Annotated in this window: 15 protein-coding genes; 5 read left to right on the plus strand and 10 right to left on the minus strand. The window is 34.7% G+C overall.

Features of this window, described 5'->3' with window-relative positions; translation table 11 throughout:
* Positions 1–122: 122 nt before the first annotated feature.
* Positions 123–1,823: a DUF1800 domain-containing protein gene (locus OO013_RS08860; RefSeq protein WP_266056441.1), complete on the plus strand. Its 1,701-nt coding sequence runs from the start codon at positions 123–125 to the stop codon at positions 1,821–1,823.
* Positions 1,824–1,833: 10 nt separating this feature from the next.
* Positions 1,834–3,600 carry a DUF1501 domain-containing protein gene (locus tag OO013_RS08865; protein WP_266056442.1) on the plus strand — a complete coding sequence of 589 codons (1,767 nt, stop codon included), beginning with the start codon at positions 1,834–1,836 and terminating at the stop codon, positions 3,598–3,600.
* 50 nt (positions 3,601–3,650) lie between these two features.
* Here OO013_RS08865 and OO013_RS08870 read toward each other — a convergent pair whose 3' ends face one another.
* The 4 genes from OO013_RS08870 to OO013_RS08885 form a co-directional block, all read right to left on the minus strand.
* The gene (locus tag OO013_RS08870; protein WP_266056443.1) at positions 3,651–4,880 is read right to left on the minus strand and encodes a hypothetical protein; all 1,230 of its coding nucleotides are present in this window, start codon (positions 4,878–4,880) and stop codon (positions 3,651–3,653) included.
* 10 nt (positions 4,881–4,890) lie between these two features.
* Positions 4,891–5,796 (minus strand): porin family protein, encoded by a 906-nt coding sequence (locus OO013_RS08875; RefSeq protein ID WP_266056444.1) that lies wholly within the window; start codon positions 5,794–5,796, stop codon positions 4,891–4,893.
* A gap of 79 nt (positions 5,797–5,875) precedes the next feature.
* Positions 5,876–7,093, minus strand: a complete 1,218-nt coding sequence (locus OO013_RS08880) for a GAF domain-containing sensor histidine kinase (RefSeq protein WP_266056445.1) — start codon at positions 7,091–7,093, stop codon at positions 5,876–5,878.
* 77 nt (positions 7,094–7,170) lie between these two features.
* Positions 7,171–7,761 carry a TetR/AcrR family transcriptional regulator gene (locus OO013_RS08885; protein ID WP_266056446.1) on the minus strand — a complete coding sequence of 197 codons (591 nt, stop codon included), beginning with the start codon at positions 7,759–7,761 and terminating at the stop codon, positions 7,171–7,173.
* A 66-nt stretch (positions 7,762–7,827) separates the two neighbouring features.
* On the opposite strand from OO013_RS08885, the gene OO013_RS08890 reads away from it, so the two are divergent.
* Genes OO013_RS08890 through OO013_RS08900 form a run of 3 tightly spaced genes read left to right on the plus strand, consistent with a single transcriptional unit; the run spans position 7,828 to position 11,939 of the window.
* A complete protein-coding gene (locus OO013_RS08890; RefSeq protein ID WP_305067213.1) occupies positions 7,828–9,135 on the plus strand; it encodes a thiolase family protein in 1,308 nt (435 codons plus the stop codon).
* A 2-nt stretch (positions 9,136–9,137) separates the two neighbouring features.
* On the plus strand, positions 9,138–11,246 hold the full coding sequence (locus tag OO013_RS08895) for a 3-hydroxyacyl-CoA dehydrogenase NAD-binding domain-containing protein (protein WP_266056447.1): 2,109 nt from the start codon (positions 9,138–9,140) through the stop codon (positions 11,244–11,246).
* Positions 11,247–11,291: 45 nt separating this feature from the next.
* Entirely contained in the window at positions 11,292–11,939 is a 648-nt protein-coding gene (locus OO013_RS08900) for an alpha/beta hydrolase (protein WP_266056448.1), read from the plus strand.
* A gap of 3 nt (positions 11,940–11,942) precedes the next feature.
* Here the strand turns inward: OO013_RS08900 and OO013_RS08905 are convergent, their stop codons facing one another.
* The 6 genes from OO013_RS08905 to OO013_RS08930 all read right to left on the minus strand — a co-directional run bounded on the left by OO013_RS08905 (position 11,943) and on the right by OO013_RS08930 (position 19,471).
* Entirely contained in the window at positions 11,943–12,335 is a 393-nt protein-coding gene (locus tag OO013_RS08905) for a hypothetical protein (protein WP_266056449.1), read from the minus strand.
* Positions 12,336–12,427: 92 nt separating this feature from the next.
* Positions 12,428–13,633 (minus strand): tRNA 2-thiouridine(34) synthase MnmA, encoded by a 1,206-nt coding sequence (mnmA, locus tag OO013_RS08910; protein ID WP_266056450.1) that lies wholly within the window; start codon positions 13,631–13,633, stop codon positions 12,428–12,430.
* A 152-nt stretch (positions 13,634–13,785) separates the two neighbouring features.
* Positions 13,786–15,903 carry a leucine-rich repeat domain-containing protein gene (locus tag OO013_RS08915; protein WP_266056451.1) on the minus strand — a complete coding sequence of 706 codons (2,118 nt, stop codon included), beginning with the start codon at positions 15,901–15,903 and terminating at the stop codon, positions 13,786–13,788.
* On the minus strand, positions 15,896–16,717 hold the full coding sequence (locus OO013_RS08920) for a hypothetical protein (RefSeq protein WP_266056452.1): 822 nt from the start codon (positions 16,715–16,717) through the stop codon (positions 15,896–15,898). Before OO013_RS08920 ends, OO013_RS08915 begins: the two co-directional genes overlap by 8 nt.
* A gap of 177 nt (positions 16,718–16,894) precedes the next feature.
* Complete coding sequence (locus OO013_RS08925; RefSeq protein WP_266056453.1) at positions 16,895–17,560, minus strand: hypothetical protein; 666 nt, start codon at positions 17,558–17,560, stop codon at positions 16,895–16,897.
* 228 nt (positions 17,561–17,788) lie between these two features.
* Entirely contained in the window at positions 17,789–19,471 is a 1,683-nt protein-coding gene (locus OO013_RS08930) for an alanine/glycine:cation symporter family protein (protein WP_266056454.1), read from the minus strand.
* Positions 19,472–19,524: the final 53 nt, after the last annotated feature.

Here is a 19,524-nt window from a genome sequence, read left to right on the forward strand (position 1 = left end):
GGCTTTTTTTTATGTAATCATTCTAAAGGTAAGAAAATGAACGTTATCGGTTAGATGATTATAAAAAAAATGCTTATTTTTCGATTTTATTTACTTGCACGATTAGATAATTAACTTAAAGAATGGCTTTAACACCAGCTAGTGGAACCTTAGGTTTACGAAGAGCCGAACTTTTATTGCGTAGAACGACTTTTTGTCCATCAAAGGAAGATATAAATTACTTTGCCGGACTTTCGGTCACCCAGGCTCTCGATACTCTTTTTAATTTTGATTCGACGCTCCCAGAACCACCCATTGATCCGTTAACAGGAGATGAATGGATGACATCAGGAGCTACAGATCTTAACAGTGAGGGATTTCTAAGAACAAGATATTTTTATTCCTGGCAACTAAACCTGATGCTTAAATCGAACAGATCAATCAGGGAGAAACTTGTCTGGTTCTGGCATACTCATTGGACAACTTCACAACAAAAGGTTACTGATGAAAGAGCATTGTATTTTCAGAATCAATTATTCAGATTTTATGCTGCAGGCAATTTTAAAGAATTGTCTAAAAAAATGTGTCTGGATAATGCTATGCTCCTTTTTTTGGACGGAAGACTTAATGTTAAGGGTGTCGTTAATGAAAATTTTGCCAGGGAATTACTTGAATTATATACGGTAGGTAAAGGTCCGCAAGATGCAGAAGATAGCTATACTTACTATACTGAATCTGATATCCAGGCTGCAGCTCAAATACTCACTGGCTATGGGACAGATAATAACTTTGAGAATATTGATCCTGAAACGGATCTTCCAAGAGGAATAGTCAAAGGTGGTGACACCTGCTACCAACATGATCTGACTGACAAGAAATTTAGCTCTGTTTTTAATGATGCAATAATTACTGTTGATCCAACAGAGCTTGTCGGGGATAACGGTATCACTGCAGCAGGTATGGAAAAAGAACTGGATGATTTCATCGAGTTAATTTTTGATCAGCCAGTAGTAAATGGTTCACCTCGAACAGCACAATTTATTTGCGCTGAGCTATATCGATATTTTGTTCATCATGACATCACTGGTTTTGATGACGGCAATTATGGGACGGGCACTATCATGACAGAAGTGATTGAACCAATGGCTGAAACATTAGCTGCAAATAACTACAATATCGAACCCGCTTTAAGGCAATTACTAGGTTCAACTTATTTTCTGGATACTGATAATTCTGCCGATGATTCAGATATTGTAGGGGGAATGATCAAATCTCCTTTAGAATTATGCCTGGGCTCTATAAGATTATTAAATGTAAGTATCCCTGATTACGAAACCGATCTGCAGGGATTTTATGATAGCATGATAAACGGTATTCTTTCCGTTATAGGTGACCAGGGTTTACCTTTTTACAGACCTTTTGAGGTTGCAGGTTATCCTGCACATCATCAGTTTCCGACTTTTGATAAATCCTGGATCACACCAAATTACCTTGCTAACAGGTATAACTACACTAGTGTACTATTGAACAACGGAAATGATGGTGATCCTCCATTCAGGTTGAATGTCTTAGATTTCATAGAAAACCCAGCTAATGGTATCACTAATCCGGGCGACGGTCAGTTATTAGTTACACAATTAATAGATCTGTTATTCCCAGAAGGTGTTTGTACTGAAAGAATAGACTTTTTCGTAAATGAAATTCTTTATGATGGATTAGATGCAGCAATGTGGCAAAATGATTGGAATATCTATCAAACCGGTGGAGATTCACTAGCGGTTGAAACACAGTTAGAAAAACTGATCACAGCCATGATACAAACACCCGAGTTTCAACTAAATTAATCTGCCAGCTATGCAAAGAAGAAAATTTTTAAGAAACCTAGGAATATTAAGCGCCTCTCCATTTGTAATGAATGGAATGCCAATGCAAATAATGGAAAGCAATCAGCTTCTCAAAGCTGCAGCAAATACAAATGAAGATAGAATTCTAGTTTTGATCCAGTTGCATGGAGGAAATGATGGAATCAATAGTCTGATCCCAATCGATCTGTATGATGATTATTATAATTTGAGACCTAATCTCGCCATTCCATCCAGAGGAGCAAGATCCTTTATTCCTTTAGATAATACCCTTGACACAAAGTCTCAGATTGGATTGCATCCAGATCTGTTAGATTTTAAATACATGTATGACAGAGGGAATTTAGCAATCATTCAAAATGTCGGATATGAACAACTCAACCAATCTCATTTCCGAAGTCAGGATATCTGGCTTAGTGGGATTAATTCTGACGAAATTGGCAATGATGGGGGTTGGATAGGCAGATTCCTGGATGAACAATACGAAGTTTATCCATTTGAGGAAGATAATTTTGATTCGTTAGCATTTAAAGACCCATTAGGTATAGAAATTGGGTCAACTGTTTCACTTGGGTTTCATTCAGCCGATATCGGAGGACCAACAGCCCTTGCCATTAGAAATCCTGAAGCTTTTGCTAACTTGGTGAGTTCTGTCGGGGTTGACCCAACCACCTGCTCTGATCCTTCATTGATCACAAGTGCCAGATACAGAGAAAAACTCAAATACATTATGGATATTGAGAGTCAGAGTAATTCTTATGCTTCTTTGTTGGCTCAATATTATCAATCAGGCACTAATTCTTCCAATGTGACTTATCCGGAAAGGTATCACATGAATGCACCAGGAGCCGTAATGAAAAACTCGTTAGCAGGTCAGTTAAAAATGATCGCCAGGCTGATATCCGGAGGATGTAAAACAAGAGTATACCTTGCAAAACTTGGTGGATTTGATACACATGCAGAACAAGTTGAGTCCTATGATCCTACTGTAGGATTTCATGCTTCTTTATTATATCACGTGTCATCTGCCATGCGAGCTTTTCACGAAGACCTCAATAAACAGGGACTGGGAGATAAAGTAATCAGCATGACTTTTTCAGAATTTGGAAGACGCGCTATATCAAATTACAGTTTCGGAACTGATCATGGTAAAGCTGCTCCAATGTTCATTTGTGGAAATAAAGTGAATGGTGGCATCTATAACCAGGAAAATACTGATAATCAAACTGGAATAAATGGTGCGGTAGGAGAACACGAGCTATATAACTATGGCAAAAATCCTAACATACAACAGTCATTTATTAAAGGAGAGGGTAGAGGTAATATAACACCAACAGTAGATTATCGGCAGGTATATGTCTCTGTTCTTGAAGATTGGTTTGGTACTGACACTAGCACAGTGAGAAATCAAATTCTCCCATCTCTCGACCCAAACCTATTAAAAATAAGTGGTATAATTGGAAGCGAGACGCTTAGTACAGGTGATGATTATTTCGAGAATAAAAGATTTAAATTTAAAACATATCCTAATCCTGTAAAGTCAGTTGCAACATTTGATATTTATATCAACGATACAGCTCATACACAAATCTCAATATTTGATATAAATGGGAGAGAGGTAATGAAAATTGTTGATAAGAAATTAACTTCTGGAAGTTATAAAATAGATCAGGATCTAACTATACTCACCCCTGGAATTTACATGGCTGTTCTGAGTCAAGGAGATAAGAAAATGACGCAAAAAATAATTAAGAAATAAAAAAAGGGGAGCTAAAAAGCTTCCCTTTTTATTTTCAAATATCACTTCAATTATCTAATTAGTGGAGATAGTTGATCATTATTTAGCTTAAACAGTGCCACACGGCCAAATCTTGCATCAGCAACATAGGTCTTAGCTAAAATTATCATCCCCTCATCATTGGTTATTTCGAAATCAATTGCCTCATAAGGACTATTATTACCCAGAGTCATTTTTCCTATAAAACTACCGGTAGATGAATCATAGCTGTACAAAACCACCTGTTTTCTTCTGTTTTGAGCAGCATAAATAACCAAGTCCTGTTCACCAATATTCACTCTTTTAATAATTACTTCTGAAAGATTGTCTATTTCTGAAAATTTGACCTCTCCTGAATCGAGACTAGAATTATGTTCACCTACCGGGATGTTATTCAAAGGATTAAAGTAATAATCATTGGTATGCTGATATGCGGTTGCAAAATCATTTCCTCCCAGTGACAACATAGATTTCATTCCACCCGCATAGTTATCTCCGATCACACTTCCTTCAATTTGGCTATCAGGATCATTAGTAGGATTTAGAAAAACAGTCGAAAGATTAAAATTGTAAAAAGTATTTACATAATAATGACTGGCTGAAGATTCTCCTCCAATATATCCAGTAAAGAAAGGAAAGTTGGCTTCTCCGTTTAAATATGAATTCACTAAATCATCGGTAAAAGAATCTTCTGTTCTCAAATTGTATGAATATTTTGGTGTAGAAGAATTAGGGGTCATAACATAAAATGTACTTTGTTCAGTAACAATTTCATCGCCCTGTGCAGAACTATAACCTGCAATAAGAATTTCATTTCCCGGACCTTTCGAAGCTGCCAGAGGCTGATATACCTGAGAATAAACTCTTGTTCCAATTCTTCCTGGCTCAATCTCTAACAACACTGCTTCCAAATTGATGTTCATTGCTATAAAATAAATTGAACCTGCAATATTCATCAATTCACCAATGGGTCTGAAATATTGACTTCCCGTCTCGGATGCTGTGGAACGGATAGATTGTATCTCTCCCTGACCATTTGTTTCCAAAATATTAGGAATGTCATCTTTATCTTTAGCCAGGATCACATACCCACTATCAGATGTTTGAATTATATCCACAGGCTCAAGATCTAGATTGAAGTTATTGACATCATAGACTTTGATAAAGCTTTCCTCAGGTGCCAATTCATCCTCTTTAAGATCACAGGAAAAAGTCAGCAAAATAAGTATGAAAATATATTGATATTTTGAAGATAGTATCATGACAAAAAATTTAAAGAGCGTTGAAAGAATCGTTTGTGATAAATTTCAAAGGGAACAACAAATTAAGGTTGAATTCAACATGCTGAAGAGTGAAATCATCAAAAACATCATAATAACCCATTGCAGTGTTTGAATTGGAATATCGATTTTGAGAAGAGGCTATATTATTGATACCGCTCTTATAATTTATTTCAGCTGATACTCTGATATTTCCAATATCATATGCAGCGCCAATTCCTGCAATCCAGCCGATGCTTCCATCCATAATTTGGTTTTTTACCCCAAAAGATTCTTCTGAAGTTTGAATATTAGCCTGATTACCAGTCACATTATCTGTTCCTGAAGTAGTAATAGTTTTAAAAGCATCAATCAAGCGACTATAATAGAATCCTCCCTGGATATATGGGATAAATTCTCTTTTGCCAGCCACGCCCCCTGTAGAACCTTTAACATTACTCGAACCAAGAGGAAACTGATACCGAAGAAAAAGTGGTAGTTCCATATACCTGAAGAAATGATCATGTTGATAATTCAATATCATTGTATTTCCGGTATTGGTATCATCTACCCAATCAAATTCATAACCATAAGAAAATGTATAATTTTGAACAGTAGGTTGAAAACTAACAGCTAATCCAAACGGACTATCATAAGTAAAAACAACTCCGAAATTTGCATTTAAACTACCATAGTTATCATAATTCTTCATTGCCGATTGATCCGTTTCACCAGAAAGTCTGTCAAATATTGAATATCGAGTTTCAGGGTTTGCTTTGGTAAGATTCGCTCCGCCTTTTAATCCGATCCAAAACTGACTCTGTCGCTGTTGAGATCGATTTTTATATTTCCCCTGACCATGTATAGGTGAGTAACACAACAAAATGAACATTGCTGTGACAAAAGTTAATCGTGTCATTTCCATAGCTAGTAAAAATTGAGCCACTAAAATAGGTAAAGAGATGTTTTAAGCGAAACTTTCAGGCAAAAAATCTGGCTTATTTTTTTAAAACTACCTTTACTTTAGTACCATAACCGTCAACGGACTCGTATATTATATTTCCGTCTAGAATATCAAGAAATTTTTTACACATATATATTCCTAAACCAGAACCTTTTTCACCTCTTGTTCCTTTAACTGAATTTAAAATTTCACCGGAATTGATATTTCTTAATACATCAAGAGGCATACCTGTACCGGAATCTCTTATAGAAAAAATATGTTCTTCTTCTTTCTCATCATAATCTACTATAATTCTCTCTTTTGAAGAAAATTTAATAGCATTGTGAATTAAGTTCCGGAATACAAATAATAAAATATCTCTATCTGACTTTAGAACTAAAGAATTTGGAATATTATTTTGTATTTCCAACTCTTTTTCCTCCATATTCATCTTAAAAAGATCTACAGCTGATGCGATTAATTCTGAAGGATTAACCGAGGAAATTTCTTTAGTTTTCCCATCAAGTTGCCTGTAGCCCCATGAAACCAGATTCTCGATCAAATGATTAGTCCCATCAATAATTATATCCATCTGATTGAGGTATTTTTCCAAATCCTCATCAGAAATAACATTGTTCTTCAACAAATATACCAATGATTGAGTAGTTGAAATTGGGCTTTTAAGATCATGGGAAATTACAGAAAGAAATTGATTACCCAATTTATTTAATTCAGTCAATCGGGAATTTTTCTCATTAAGTAATTTAATTTTCTCATCGAGTTCTTTTTGCTTTAACCGGTTATCAAAAAGCATCAATACTTGTTCCGATAACACTTCTAATGCAAACAATTGATCTTCGCTAAGAGTTCTGGGCTTCCTATCTATTACACAAAGGCTACCAAGCACATAACCTTTTGGATTAATTAATGGGATACCCGCATAAAACCTGATATTGGGATCGGCAGTAACGAGAGGATTTTCTTTGAATCTGTCGTCAGTGAAGGCATCCTCAATTATTAACCTTTTTTTCGTTTCAATTGAGTGCGAACAAAATGAAAGCTCTCTTGAAGTTGAGGTTATTTTAATACCTTTTTTAGCTTTAAACCACTGTATATCTTTATCTATTAATGAAATTAATGATATTGGCACATCACAAATCCGTGAAGCAAGTTCCACAATTCGATTATATTGGTCTTCTTCTGGAGTTCCCATTATCTGGAGTTGCTCTAACTGCCCTAACCTTGCTTCCTCACTATCCTTTACGAACATCATATTATTCATTGTTGAAGTTTACGAAGAAGATACCAAAATTGCTTCAAAAGGTAATATTTAAAATGAAAATGAAACTTTTAATCACGCAAAGCTTTCAACCAATATTCTCTGATCACTCTGCTATTTTTAAAAAATGAGGATTGGTCATTTCTTAAAATTTCTACTTCCATAAAGCCCAGTGAAGAACTCAAAAGTGATGAACTCATTTCATTGATCTCTATAGAATATCCATTAATCGATTGGACTTCAGATTTAATGTAATCAGCAATGCGATTAACAACATTTTCAAATTTCTCTCGCAGGAAAATAGATATTTCTTCTGAGGAATGTGCTAAATAGTTAGCCAGGCGATAATAATATAAGTCAAAATTTTTCTGGCATTCCACACCAAATAAAAAGTTAACCAGCCTTTCTTTAGTATTATCCGAAGGAAGACTTTCTATATTATCTATAATCCTGGTATAGGTTTCTTCAATAATATCCCTTGCAACAGCAACTATCAATTCGTTTTTAGTATTGAAGTAATGCATTATCAGCGAGGGCGGCATATTAATCTGTTTTGCCAGTTTCCCAATAGAAGCACCTTCAATTCCTTCTTTTCTTATTACGATTTTATAAGCTTCAAGTATTTCTTTTTTCCTATCTTGAGATATACTTTTTCTTCCCATTTAATTATAGTTGAACGTTTGTTCAATATATAAGGAAGTTTCTTATTTGTCAAATAAATCATAGATTTGAATACAAGAAAAAAACAAACAATGGATATAAAAGAGGTTTATTTTGTAGATGGCATTCGAACTCCCTTTCAAAAAGCAGGAACGGGATACCGTAATTTGATGTCCTATCAGTTAGGCGCTAATGCTATCCAGGCAGTAATGCAAAAAAATAACATTGAGGAGAAAGAATTTGAACAGGTATGTTTGGGGACCGTAATACATCAGACCCAGACTTCAAATGTTGCCAGGGAGGCTGCATTGACCGGTGGCGTCACCTCTTTTACTCCTTGTCATACCGTATCACAAGCCTGTATAAGTGCTAATGCTGCTATAGCAAGCATGTCTGATGTCATCCGTTTGGGACGTGCAGATCTTACCTTAGCTGGCGGTACGGATAGTGTTTCTGATATCCCAATTCAGTTCCCCAGGGAAATGAGACAGAAATTATTCCAGACAAGATCCTTCAAATCAAGCGGGGATTATGCCAAATTCCTTCTGAAGCTCAGACCAGGTGATTTTAAACCTGAAATTCCTGATATCGCTGAGTTTACCACGGGTACAGTAATGGGAATGGATTGTGAACGATCTGCAGCTAAATATGATATAACAAGAGAAGAACAGGATGAATATGCTGCAAGATCTCAACAATTGGCTGCAAAAGCCTGGGAAGATGGCTACCTGAAAGAAGAAGTCACCGGAGTATTTTATCCTGGTGCATCTGATGAAATCACATTTGATAATGGAGTCAGAAAAGGGACAACTAAAGAGAAATTACAAAAACTGAACCCTGCCTTTGAAAAGAAATACGGCACATTAACTGCAGGTAATTCATCTTTTTTAACTGATGGAGCAGCTGTAAGTGTACTCGCTTCAGAAGAAGGATTAAAGAAATATGAGCTAAAACCAAAAGCTAAAATTATAGATCATGTTTTTACCGCGAGAAATCCTGGTGAAGAATTATTATTGGGTCCTGCTTATAGTATTCCGAAGTTATTAAATAAATGTAAATTAACTCTGGATGACATTGATGTATTTGAAATTCACGAAGCATTTGCAGCCCAGATATTATATAATCTAAAGCTTCTTAAGAGTAAAAAATTTGGAAAAAATAAACTTGGTTTAGATGGTGCCTTTGGGGAAATACCGATGGAAAAATTAAATCTTTGGGGAGGTTCACTAAGTATTGGACATCCATTTGGAGCAACGGGTTCAAGAATATTGAATACCGCTGTTCACCGTCTTCACATAGAAAATAAAAAATATGCTGTCATAGCTGCTTGTGCAGCTGGAGGGCATGGTCATGCAATGTTAATCGAAAGGGTCTGATTATGTTTAAGCTACAAATAGAAAATAATGTCGGTATCATTAAGTTGAATAAAGAGGGTAGTGATCACAATACTATCTCAATGGATGATCTCGATTCAATGGTTGAATTATTAGATACGATTGAAAAAGATAATTCGATTGAAGGAGCTGTTTTTTATAGTGAAAAAAAGGATTTCCTAGCCGGGGCTGATATTAAGAAATTTTTGGAGATGTCAGAAGAAGAAACCCGAAAGGTAGGGAAAACCGGGCACTCTTTATTTAACCGCATAGAAGATAGTCAAAAACCATTTGTAGCAGTTATTCATGGAGCTTGCATGGGAGGGGGGACAGAATTGGCCCTTGCATGTCACGGGCTTGTTATAACAGATTCTTCAAAAACTAAATTAGGCCTGCCTGAAGTTAAGCTTGGGCTGTTGCCGGGCTTGGGTGGTACTGTAAGGCTCTATAAACGTATCGGTTTGCCCAATGCACTAGATTATATTCTTACAGGAAAAAACATGTATGCATCCAAAGCAAAGAAATTTGGACTTGCTGATGTTTTTGTAGATGAAAACTTCAGATTGAAGGCCGGAATTCAACTTGTAAAGGATATCGCTTCTGGAAAACATATAACAAAAAAATCTAAAGGACTTTCCGTTAAGGATAAAGCATTATTATTTGGACCATTTAAAAGCTTTGTAATCAGTAAAGCTAAAGACAATGTTATGGCTAAAACACAGGGGAATTATCCTGCGCCTCTTGAAATCCTTAAATGCCTTGAGCATCATCCAGGTAAATCAAGAGAAGAAGCCATTAAAAGAGAAATTGAAGGATTTACTAAACTTCTTCATTCTCCGGAAGCCAGACAACTGATCAGGTTGTTCTTCCTGATGAATAGTTATAAAAAGAATCCTTACTCAGAGGATCTGTCAGATGCTCCTGAACACTTATCGGTACTGGGTGCAGGGCTAATGGGTAATGGTATTTCCACAGTCTCCATTGACAATGGGTACAAAGTTACTCTTTTGGATTTGAGTGATGACGCTTTAAAAAATGCCAAGAAAAATACCTCTGAATATCTAGAAAATAAGGTTAAAAGAAAGCAAATCAGTAGGTCTGACTATCAAAAGTTATTAAATGATCTACAATTAATAGAATCAGATGAACCAGTAAAATCTGATGCTCTTATCGAAGCCGTTTTCGAGGATCTCGAATTAAAACAAAAAATCCTTAAAAAATGGAGTGAAAAACTCGATGCTAGTGCTTTGATAGCAACAAATACTTCTGCCTTACCGGTATCTGAAATCGCCGAAGTATGTACCAACCCGGAAAGGGTTTTAGGAATGCACTACTTCTCTCCGGTTGAGAAAATGCCTTTACTGGAGATAATAAAAACAGATAAAACAAGCAAAACGGCATTAGCAAAAGCTTATGACATCGGGCTTAACCAGAGCAAGGTGTGTATAGATGTCAGTGATGGCCCAGGTTTTTATACAACCAGAATACTTGCTCCTATGTTAAATGAAGCAATGATTGCTTTATCAGAAGGATACGAGCCTCAAAGCATAGACCGGATCATGAAGAAAAGAGGTTTTCCAGTTGGTCCAATTACTTTGATCGACGAAATAGGAATCGATGTAGGGGCCCATATTAACCGGGGTGCGTTAGGAAAAATGTTTAAGGAAAGAGGTGCTAATTCGCATCCCGTGATGGGAATAATGGAAGATAAGGGCTGGCTCGGTAAAAAGTCTGGTAAAGGCTTTTATGTATATGAAGATAAAAAGAAATCAGTAAATCCTGATTTAGCTAACTTGTTTGGTGATGATCACAGTTTTGACAAAAAAGCTGACAGTGAAGTGGCTGATAGATTGATGATGATAATGATCAATGAATCATTTTATTGCCTACAAGAAGATATTCTAAAGGATGCAGAATCCGGTGATGTTGGTGCAATATTTGGCTTAGGATTTCCTGCGTTCACCGGTGGTCCATTTATGTATACTCATAAGAAAGGAATTGAAAATATTATTGATCTTTTAAATACACTAAAGGACAAATTCCACAACCGTTTTGAGCCTGCTCAAATTTTAATTGATTATAAAGAAAAAGGAAAAGAAATATATAAAGATTGAATTACCTGCTAAATTCAATTATAAAATTTTAAAATCAGATATAACTTGAGCAATCAATTTTCAACTGTAGACTTTTCTTTTGAAGCACCTTATCTTGTTAGAGGTAAAACACCTAAAGAGGCTAAACGAATATGGATTCTTTTTCATGGTTATGGCCAGAATATAGAATTCTTTTCTAAGAAATTTCAACAATACGAAAAGTCAGACTGCCTGATCATCCCTCAAGGATTATCATTATTTTACCTTGATAATAAATACAGAAAAGTAGGAGCATCCTGGCTTACAAAAGAGTATCGTGAATACGGTAGAAAAAATCAAATTAATTATATCCATCAAATAATAAAAAAAGAGTTGGGAGATATAGATCCAAATGATAAAGAACTTATCATTTTTGGGTTTTCCCAAGGAGTAGCTACTGCATCAAGGGTAGTTTCTGAATTAAATTTAAAACCTGACCATCTGATTTTTTACGCTGGAAACCCCGCTCACGATATTTCATTTCCTTTGAAACTAAAACCCAACACACAAGTTCATTTTGTCTATGGAGATAAAGATGAGTATATAACTGAAGAAAATGCGACAAAAATAATTGATTACATAAAAGACCTGACAAAAATAACCCCTGAAGTCATGAGATATCAGGGGTTACACACGATCAATTCCTCTATTTTAGGAACAATTATAACATCTTGATTTTTAGATCAAAACTAATTCTGAATCTTTCTTTTTAAATTCTTCAAGTAAATCATCTACAACCCTCGAATCATACCCCATCTTTAAAGCAAGATTTTTACAATAAGATAATTCTTTAATTGAGATCTTACCATCTATGGAGATCATTGCGACGATACCTTTAAGGTGTTGGAATTTATATTTTTCTGAATATTCAAATCTTTCACTTCTTCTTTCCCTGATTAATTCTCTTACCCGGTCTTTGGAGAATGAGTATTTATTGGCTACCTGGTAGACATATTTTAATTCTGTATAAGAAAGATGAGAATCAATTTTACCAACAGACAATAACCCTTTTATAAAGCTTTCAACTGCCTCCTTGTTTCTCTTGCCTCGAAAAAAATTAAAGATTTTCATTGTCCTTTTTTCTATATATCCCTGATACAGGATAAATAGTCACCATGGTAAAGGCTTAAAATCGATTGATTATATGTATTATTCGATGAACATCAATTAATCACACCTGACCCAATCAGTTCATCTTCTGAATACCATGCAGCAAATTGGCCGGGAGTTATCCCTTTCTGCATTTCATCAAACATTATAAACAAGCCAGAATCTGTTTTAAACAATTTTCCTTTCTGTAAAGGCTGGCGATACCTGATTCTAACTAAAAACTCCCTGCTTTGACCATTATCTAAGGCAAGATCAGGCCTAACCCAATGAATATCCTCTTCTTCAATGAATAAGCCTTTCCTGTGTAATCCAGGATGTGATGAACTCTGTCCTGTATATATAGTATTTGATTCAACGTCAGTCCCTATTACAAATAATGGTTCAGGTGTACCTCCGACATTCATTCCTTTACGTTGTCCGATTGTAAAATAATGAGCACCACGGTGTTCGCCGACTTTTTGTCCATCATTTTCATTATAAGCAAAAGGAGTAGCCATTAACTTTAACATTTCTTCAGTAGGAGATCCGTTTAATTTGTCAAGGCTAGAGTTATACTCTTGATATTGCTTATGATTATCGGGTATTTCAACAATATTGCCTTCTTTAGGTTTTAATTTTTGCTGTAAGAAATCAGGAAGCCTTATCTTACCAACAAAACAAAGACCCTGAGAATCCTTTTTATCTGCAGTTACCAGATCATTTTCAGAAGCTAATTTCCTTACTTCAGGCTTTTCCATGTCTCCGATAGGGAACAAAGCATATTTCAATTGTTCCTGGGTCAATTGACAAAGAAAATAACTTTGATCCTTATTATTATCCTTACCAGCTAACAACCTGTATTTAACAATTCCCTCATCAGTAAATTCTTCTTTTCGGCAATAATGCCCAGTCGCTACGTAATCAGCTCCTAATTTTAGAGCAGCCTTAAGGAATATATCAAACTTTATTTCCCTGTTACATAACACATCAGGATTAGGAGTTCTTCCTGCTTCATATTCGCCGAACATATAATCGACGATCCTGTTTTTATATTCTTTACTTAAATCTATTGTTTGAAAGGGAATACCAAGCTTTTGAGCTACAATTAAGGCATCATTTGAATCTTCAACCCAAGGGCATTCATCACTGATCGTAACAGATTCGTCATGCCAGTTTTTCATGAACATACCTATTACCTCATAGCCTTCTTCTACTAATTTTAAAGCAGCTACGCTAGAATCAACACCTCCTGACAGACCTACGACAACTCGTTTTTTCACAATTTTTTAATTTTGAAATGTAAAATTACAAAATTTCATCAACTTACCATTTAACCAGTTTATTACTATCAGGGTTACAGTAAAGAGAAAATAAATAAATAAAAAAAACCGGATTAAAAATCCGGTTTAAATATATTTAGAATAACAGATATCTAGTAATAAACTACTTCGCATCCCTCGTTGAGATTCTTAAATGTCTCAATGTCTTTTTTGGATATCTTTGTGTTATAGCAAACAAGCTTTTTAAGATAATTAAGCCCTAAAACCGGACCAATATCCTTGATGTCAGTGTTGTAGAATTCCACTTTTTCAAGATATACAATTCTCCCTACAGGTTTCAAAGACTTCACATAAGTGGCAGAGATCTTCAATTCCTTTAAATCCTGCCAATTGGAAACTACAGACACATCATCAACCTGGGTAAATTCGATATTAAAATATTTTAAATTTTGAAGAGGTTCTAATTCTTCAATTGAAGAAATAGGATTCTGACTTGCATCGATCCATTCCAGGCTTGTTATATTCTTGATTGGATTCAAAGATGGAATCCTGCTGTTCTTAACATTTAGCTTCCTAAGATCTTTAAAAATTTTAAGAGGCTCCAAAGACCCAAGTTGTGGCTTGTTTGATAAATTTAACTCCTTCTTAAAAACCAGGTCATGAAGTTGTTCAACAGTTAACACATCATTTTCATTCATTTTTAAAGCATCTTTAAAAGCTGCTTGCCATTCCTGAGAAAGGTTAATCCACCAAATGGTAAATGGAATAGCCTTATAAATAACCTGAATTTTAGGATTTTTAGAAATGAATTTCTCAATTTCTGATTCAGGAATATCAGTTTCTTCACAGTTTAAATAAGTAAGCTTATCAAATCCTTTAACCACATCTAAGGTATTCACTCTGGTCTTTTCAAAATTCAGCTTTGAAATATTATCCAGATCTGCAATAGGAGAGAGGTCGCTTACCTGAGTATAGCTTATATCTATTATTTCTAGATTTTCCATTCCTGATAATGCCTGGATATTAGTAATTCCAGTATTTGAAGCTTTGATCTCCTTGAGGTCTTCAAAATCCTTGATAGGATCCAGAGAAGTTATAGATTTATCGTCAGAAACATTTATTGCCTGAAGGTTTTGGATCTTAAGAAGATCATTTCTTTCCATTTTTGTTTTACCTATGATTCTGGAAAGCATTTTTTTCCATTCAATAGAAAGATTACCCCACCAATCAGCAAGGTTTACTCTGTCGAATATCACCTTACAATTAGGAACTATCTTATTAAACCTGGCAGCCTCCTGAGGACTGATAGGAGTATTGTCACAATAAATCTTTTGAAGGTCCTTAGAAGCTTCTAAAGGAGATAAATCTGACACTAAAGAATTTTGAACAAACATCAATCTCAGGTTTTCCATACCTGTTAATTCATCGATATCGGCTACATCAGTATCAGAAATATCAACTACCTCTAAAAATTTCAGATCCTGAATACCTTTTAGTGAAGTAATCTGAGTATGGGCCAGATTAATTTCTTTCAGGTTTATCAGAGTTTCAAGAGGCTTAAGTGATTGTATATTTTTATTATTAGAAATATCAATTTTATCAATATTTGCTATTCTCTTTAACAGACTATAATCTAGTTTAGCATCACTACCAACTTCATCAAGAAATACGATTTTCCATTCATCAGGAATTTTAGACCACCACTGATTAATCTCAGATTCCGAAATATCAGTTGAATACATACTAACAACCTTAAGGTCATCTTTATTTTCATCTAAATTGACTTCAATGTATCTGATTTTATCAGAACTTACTTTTTCCCCTTTAACATTGGTTCCATTCATTCTCCTTACAAGTGTCACCTTATAAGTATGAATACCCTTTTTGGAATTGATATGGGAAATATTCTTAATTTGTAATTCGAAATTTACCTTTTGGAAAAAGAAATCAATATCCTTCAAATAATCCTGGACATCTTTGTTTATCGCAGAGCTCCTCTGTTCATCCAGATCATCCTCTATTTGAACCTCTGAATTCTTAAAAACTTTAAGGTAGCTTTGATCAGTAATAATCTGCTTTTCTTTAACTGTCGCCCGATCTCCTCCTAAAGTATTAAACAAATACTCCAAAAATGAAACAAGCCCTTCGACACGTTGCTTATTCTCATTTTGTTCTTTTACAGATAAATTACTTTGGGCATTCAAATTCGCAGGAGAAAACACCAAAGCAATTAATAAAAGAAAAATAAATAATGAATTTCTATTAGTCATGATAGATATTCTTTAGTAACAGGTTTTTTTCTGACTGTGAAATCTTCAATAAATCAGCTATCAACCAACCACTGTTATAAGTACTGCGATTAAATTCTTCTAATTTAAAATACCAGTTATCAACCTGAAAGAAATGATAAAAGGTTTGTGTTGTATATAAAAACTTAAGATTTCCCTTTTTTAATTCGTAAAAGAAAACTGTTAGATAATGTGGTTTATAAGAATTATCCGCAAGATCCTGTTCTTCTCTTTCTTTAAGGTTTTTCTTAAGGTTCATGAAATCCAACTCGTGACTCATCGGATGTAGATACTTTTTACGAATATTTGGATCCTTATCAAAAATCTCAAAAAACGGTTCAAAATATATGTCGCTGATCACCCATTTAATCCCCTTATTTTCTTCTTCAAGTTTCATGTACAAAATGGCATCTTCTACTTTACCATTATACATAAACTTACAATGTGCTTCGGCAAACCATTCGCCTTCCCAGAAAGTAAGATAGTTCGAAGATGAGGGGCTAGTGACATCCTCAATGAATTGTCTTTTTATATCATTACTGATACTGTTATTGCTCATATCAAATAACTGAGCAATGGTTTTCTTCCTTAGCTCATTATTTCGATATAATGGATCATCTTTTCGTAACCTGTTACCTTGCCAGTCTTCTTCTAGATTAAACCGCCGGAAAAATTGATTAACCTGTTTGGTTGATGCAACTAATACTTCCTTATCAGCAAAATCGTTCCCGACCTGTGCATGCGCAACAAAAAATGGCACGATGACGATAAAAATTGAAAAATATAACTTTTTCATTCGACTTACATAATTTTCGCGTCTCAAACATCCGAGTTAAACATTTCGGACATAAAAAAATAACGACCTTCGTTAAAAAAGTTTTTACTTCTAAAAATAAAAACTTCTAAAGTCAAACCTACAAAAAAACAGGATAAATAAGAATAAATATTGGAACGAAAAAAAACAGAAGAAAGATTATTCGTAAATTTTACGAAGAATTAGTCTGTCTATTTTATTGTTTTCTTCAAGCTTTATATTCGAAACTGTAAAATTCGTTTGCTTTACAAACTTACAATATTCAAGAAATTCGTAAATAGTTTGTGGTCTTTCGTATACAGGATCCTCACCAGCAGAGGCGAAATCGACCAATACAGTAACATTATCACTTGAAAAATATGATAGTGCTTCAGAAATTAATTTATTGGCTTTATCATAATCTTCAGCCCTTGCGATCTTATCTATGACCAAAGAAAATTCTTTGTTGAAATTTTTTATAAAGACAAAATTATCAGCTTCGGCTTTTTCTTCAGGTAAGATTATTCTTTCTTTTTCAATTAAATCTTCAAGAGTTTCTATAAGGTTAATTACAACGTCATCTGTCAACTCCAGATTTTTAATCCGTTTAATTTCTTTCATCTGAAATTCAAGATCATACTTATCTCTGTGATATAAAAGAGACTGTAAATCTGCCCTTGCCTGATTTATTTCTTCCGAATTAGACCTGGTTACATTTGCTGCTGGAATGTATGCATATTGTTGTGCTGATATTGATAAATCACATAGCAATAACAATCCGAAAGCCACAAAGAGAACTCTGGCTTTGGATATATTAAATTTGATATGTAACCGCTTATTTATCATTATTTTACAATTCCGGAAGGGCAAAGTAAGCTAAAAAATATCAATAATCAATTTTTATCGACAAAAATACCTTATTCACCTTGAAAAATCATCAGTTAATCTATGTCACTATAAATCAACTATTTAAATATTTATACTTTTTATATGAAAAATGTAACCCCCTGAAAACAAATAAAATAAAAAAAGTGGCACAAAGGCCACTTTTAAATAGGTTTAGGTTTAATAAGGTTAATCTCTATTTCTAAATTTTTCCCAATAATCACTAACAGTCGATTTCATTTCCTTATGTAGTAATGCTATACCGATAAGGTTAGGAAGAGTCATCAACGCGATCGTTATTCCTGCAATAGTCCATATAATCTTGGCTTCAACAAAAGCAGCAATAAAAAAGGCTATCACATAGAATATGCGGTAGATGATCACATATTTATTTCCAAATAAGAAGGTTGTGGCACGGTCTCCATAATATGACCATGAAATAGCTGTAGAAAACGCAAATAGTAACATTCCAATTGAAACAATATACTTACCCCAATCTCCCAGATATCCAAGCCTGAATGCCTCTGTGGTTAAAGGTGCTGAGTGTACTAGAGATTTTCCTGAGATAACAACTCCATCAGGAAGAGTAACATCACCATTTTTTGCAGGTATGGTTCCATTATAAAGTTCACCGTCTTTAGTCACCTTGACTTCTTCAGCAAAAGATCTGGCATGAATAATTGTCACTTCATCGACAAACTTTCCATTTTCAATAGTTAAGTCACCGGTATAATCAGGAAGCATTTCACGTTCTTCCAGGTGCCTGAATACAGCCCGCTGGTTTTCAGGATTCTCTTCCATTACTTTAGCAATAACCTCAATATCTGTAGTAGCAAAATCATTCTGGAACTTATCTTTCCAAGCTCCTGATGACAACAATACAAGACCTGTAATTGTACAGATCAGAATAGTATCGATAAAAGGTTCTAATATAGCAACCATACCCTCAGAAACAGGCTCTTCAGTTCTAGCAGCGGCGTGAGCAATTGGAGCACTACCTTGACCAGCTTCATTTGAAAACAGACCACGTGCAACTCCATTATTAAATGCAAATTTAAAACCTGCTCCCAGGAAACCTCCGGTAACAGCCGTTCCGCTGAACACATTTGTAAATATTGAAGTTAACGAAGGAAGAACATTTTCCCAGTTATAAAATATCACACTGAAAGCACCGAGGAAATAGATTAGTGCCATTGAAGGAACTAATTTCTCTGTTACTTTAACTATTCTTTTTATACCTCCAATTATCACTAAAGCGAGTAATACACTAAGAATAGAACCGGTAATTATCGGGTCAATATCAAAGGTAGTTTTAACTGATGTAGCGATATTATTAATTTGAGGCATGTTACCTGTTCCGAATGAAGACAGGATAGTTGCTAACGCAAATACTACTGCTAAAATCCTGCTTACACCATTAAAATTCAGGTTAAACAACTTAAAATTCGCATGTTTCATGTAGTACATCGGACCACCGGCCATAGTTCCGTCTGCAGTCTTTTCACGGTATTTATGCGATAGTGTTACTTCAACAAATTTTGTTGTCATACCAAAAAATGCTGTAACAAGCATCCAGAATAATGCTGCAGGTCCACCAATATGTAATGCAAGTGCTACACCACCAATATTACCTGTACCGACAGTTCCGGATAAGGCAGTTGTTAATGCCTGAAAGTGAGAAGCATCTCCTGCTTCACCTTTTTTATCGTATTTTCCAAGAACAACATTTATTGCATGTCTGAAATATCGTATCTGTGGAAAGCCTAAATAAATTGTGAAAAACAAGCCTGTACCAAGCAGTAAAAATAAAAACCAATCGGCCTCTCCAACAAAGCTATTAATCGATTCTAAATAAGAATTTAATTCTTGCATCAGTTTAGGTTTTAAGTTTTTTTCCTGAAAAAATTGTCCCGAAAATAAGAAAC

Source organism: Mangrovivirga halotolerans, assembly GCF_026241165.1.
Classification (GTDB): Bacteria; Bacteroidota; Bacteroidia; order Cytophagales; family Cyclobacteriaceae; genus Mangrovivirga; species Mangrovivirga halotolerans.

Excerpts from the sequence above, each read along its gene's own strand:
- OO013_RS08860 (WP_266056441.1), top strand. The coding sequence starts at position 123 with ATGGCTTTAACACCAGCTAGTGGAACCTTAGGTTTACGAAGAGCCGAA.
- OO013_RS08865 (WP_266056442.1), top strand. The coding sequence starts at position 1,834 with ATGCAAAGAAGAAAATTTTTAAGAAACCTAGGAATATTAAGCGCCTCT.
- OO013_RS08870 (WP_266056443.1), bottom strand. The coding sequence starts at position 4,880 with ATGATACTATCTTCAAAATATCAATATATTTTCATACTTATTTTGCTG.
- OO013_RS08875 (WP_266056444.1), bottom strand. The coding sequence starts at position 5,796 with ATGACACGATTAACTTTTGTCACAGCAATGTTCATTTTGTTGTGTTAC.
- OO013_RS08880 (WP_266056445.1), bottom strand. The coding sequence starts at position 7,093 with ATGATGTTCGTAAAGGATAGTGAGGAAGCAAGGTTAGGGCAGTTAGAG.
- OO013_RS08885 (WP_266056446.1), bottom strand. The coding sequence starts at position 7,761 with ATGGGAAGAAAAAGTATATCTCAAGATAGGAAAAAAGAAATACTTGAA.
- OO013_RS08895 (WP_266056447.1), top strand. The coding sequence starts at position 9,138 with ATGTTTAAGCTACAAATAGAAAATAATGTCGGTATCATTAAGTTGAAT.
- OO013_RS08905 (WP_266056449.1), bottom strand. The coding sequence starts at position 12,335 with ATGAAAATCTTTAATTTTTTTCGAGGCAAGAGAAACAAGGAGGCAGTT.
- OO013_RS08915 (WP_266056451.1), bottom strand. The coding sequence starts at position 15,903 with ATGACTAATAGAAATTCATTATTTATTTTTCTTTTATTAATTGCTTTG.
- OO013_RS08920 (WP_266056452.1), bottom strand. The coding sequence starts at position 16,717 with ATGAAAAAGTTATATTTTTCAATTTTTATCGTCATCGTGCCATTTTTT.
- OO013_RS08925 (WP_266056453.1), bottom strand. The coding sequence starts at position 17,560 with ATGATAAATAAGCGGTTACATATCAAATTTAATATATCCAAAGCCAGA.
- OO013_RS08930 (WP_266056454.1), bottom strand. The coding sequence starts at position 19,471 with ATGCAAGAATTAAATTCTTATTTAGAATCGATTAATAGCTTTGTTGGA.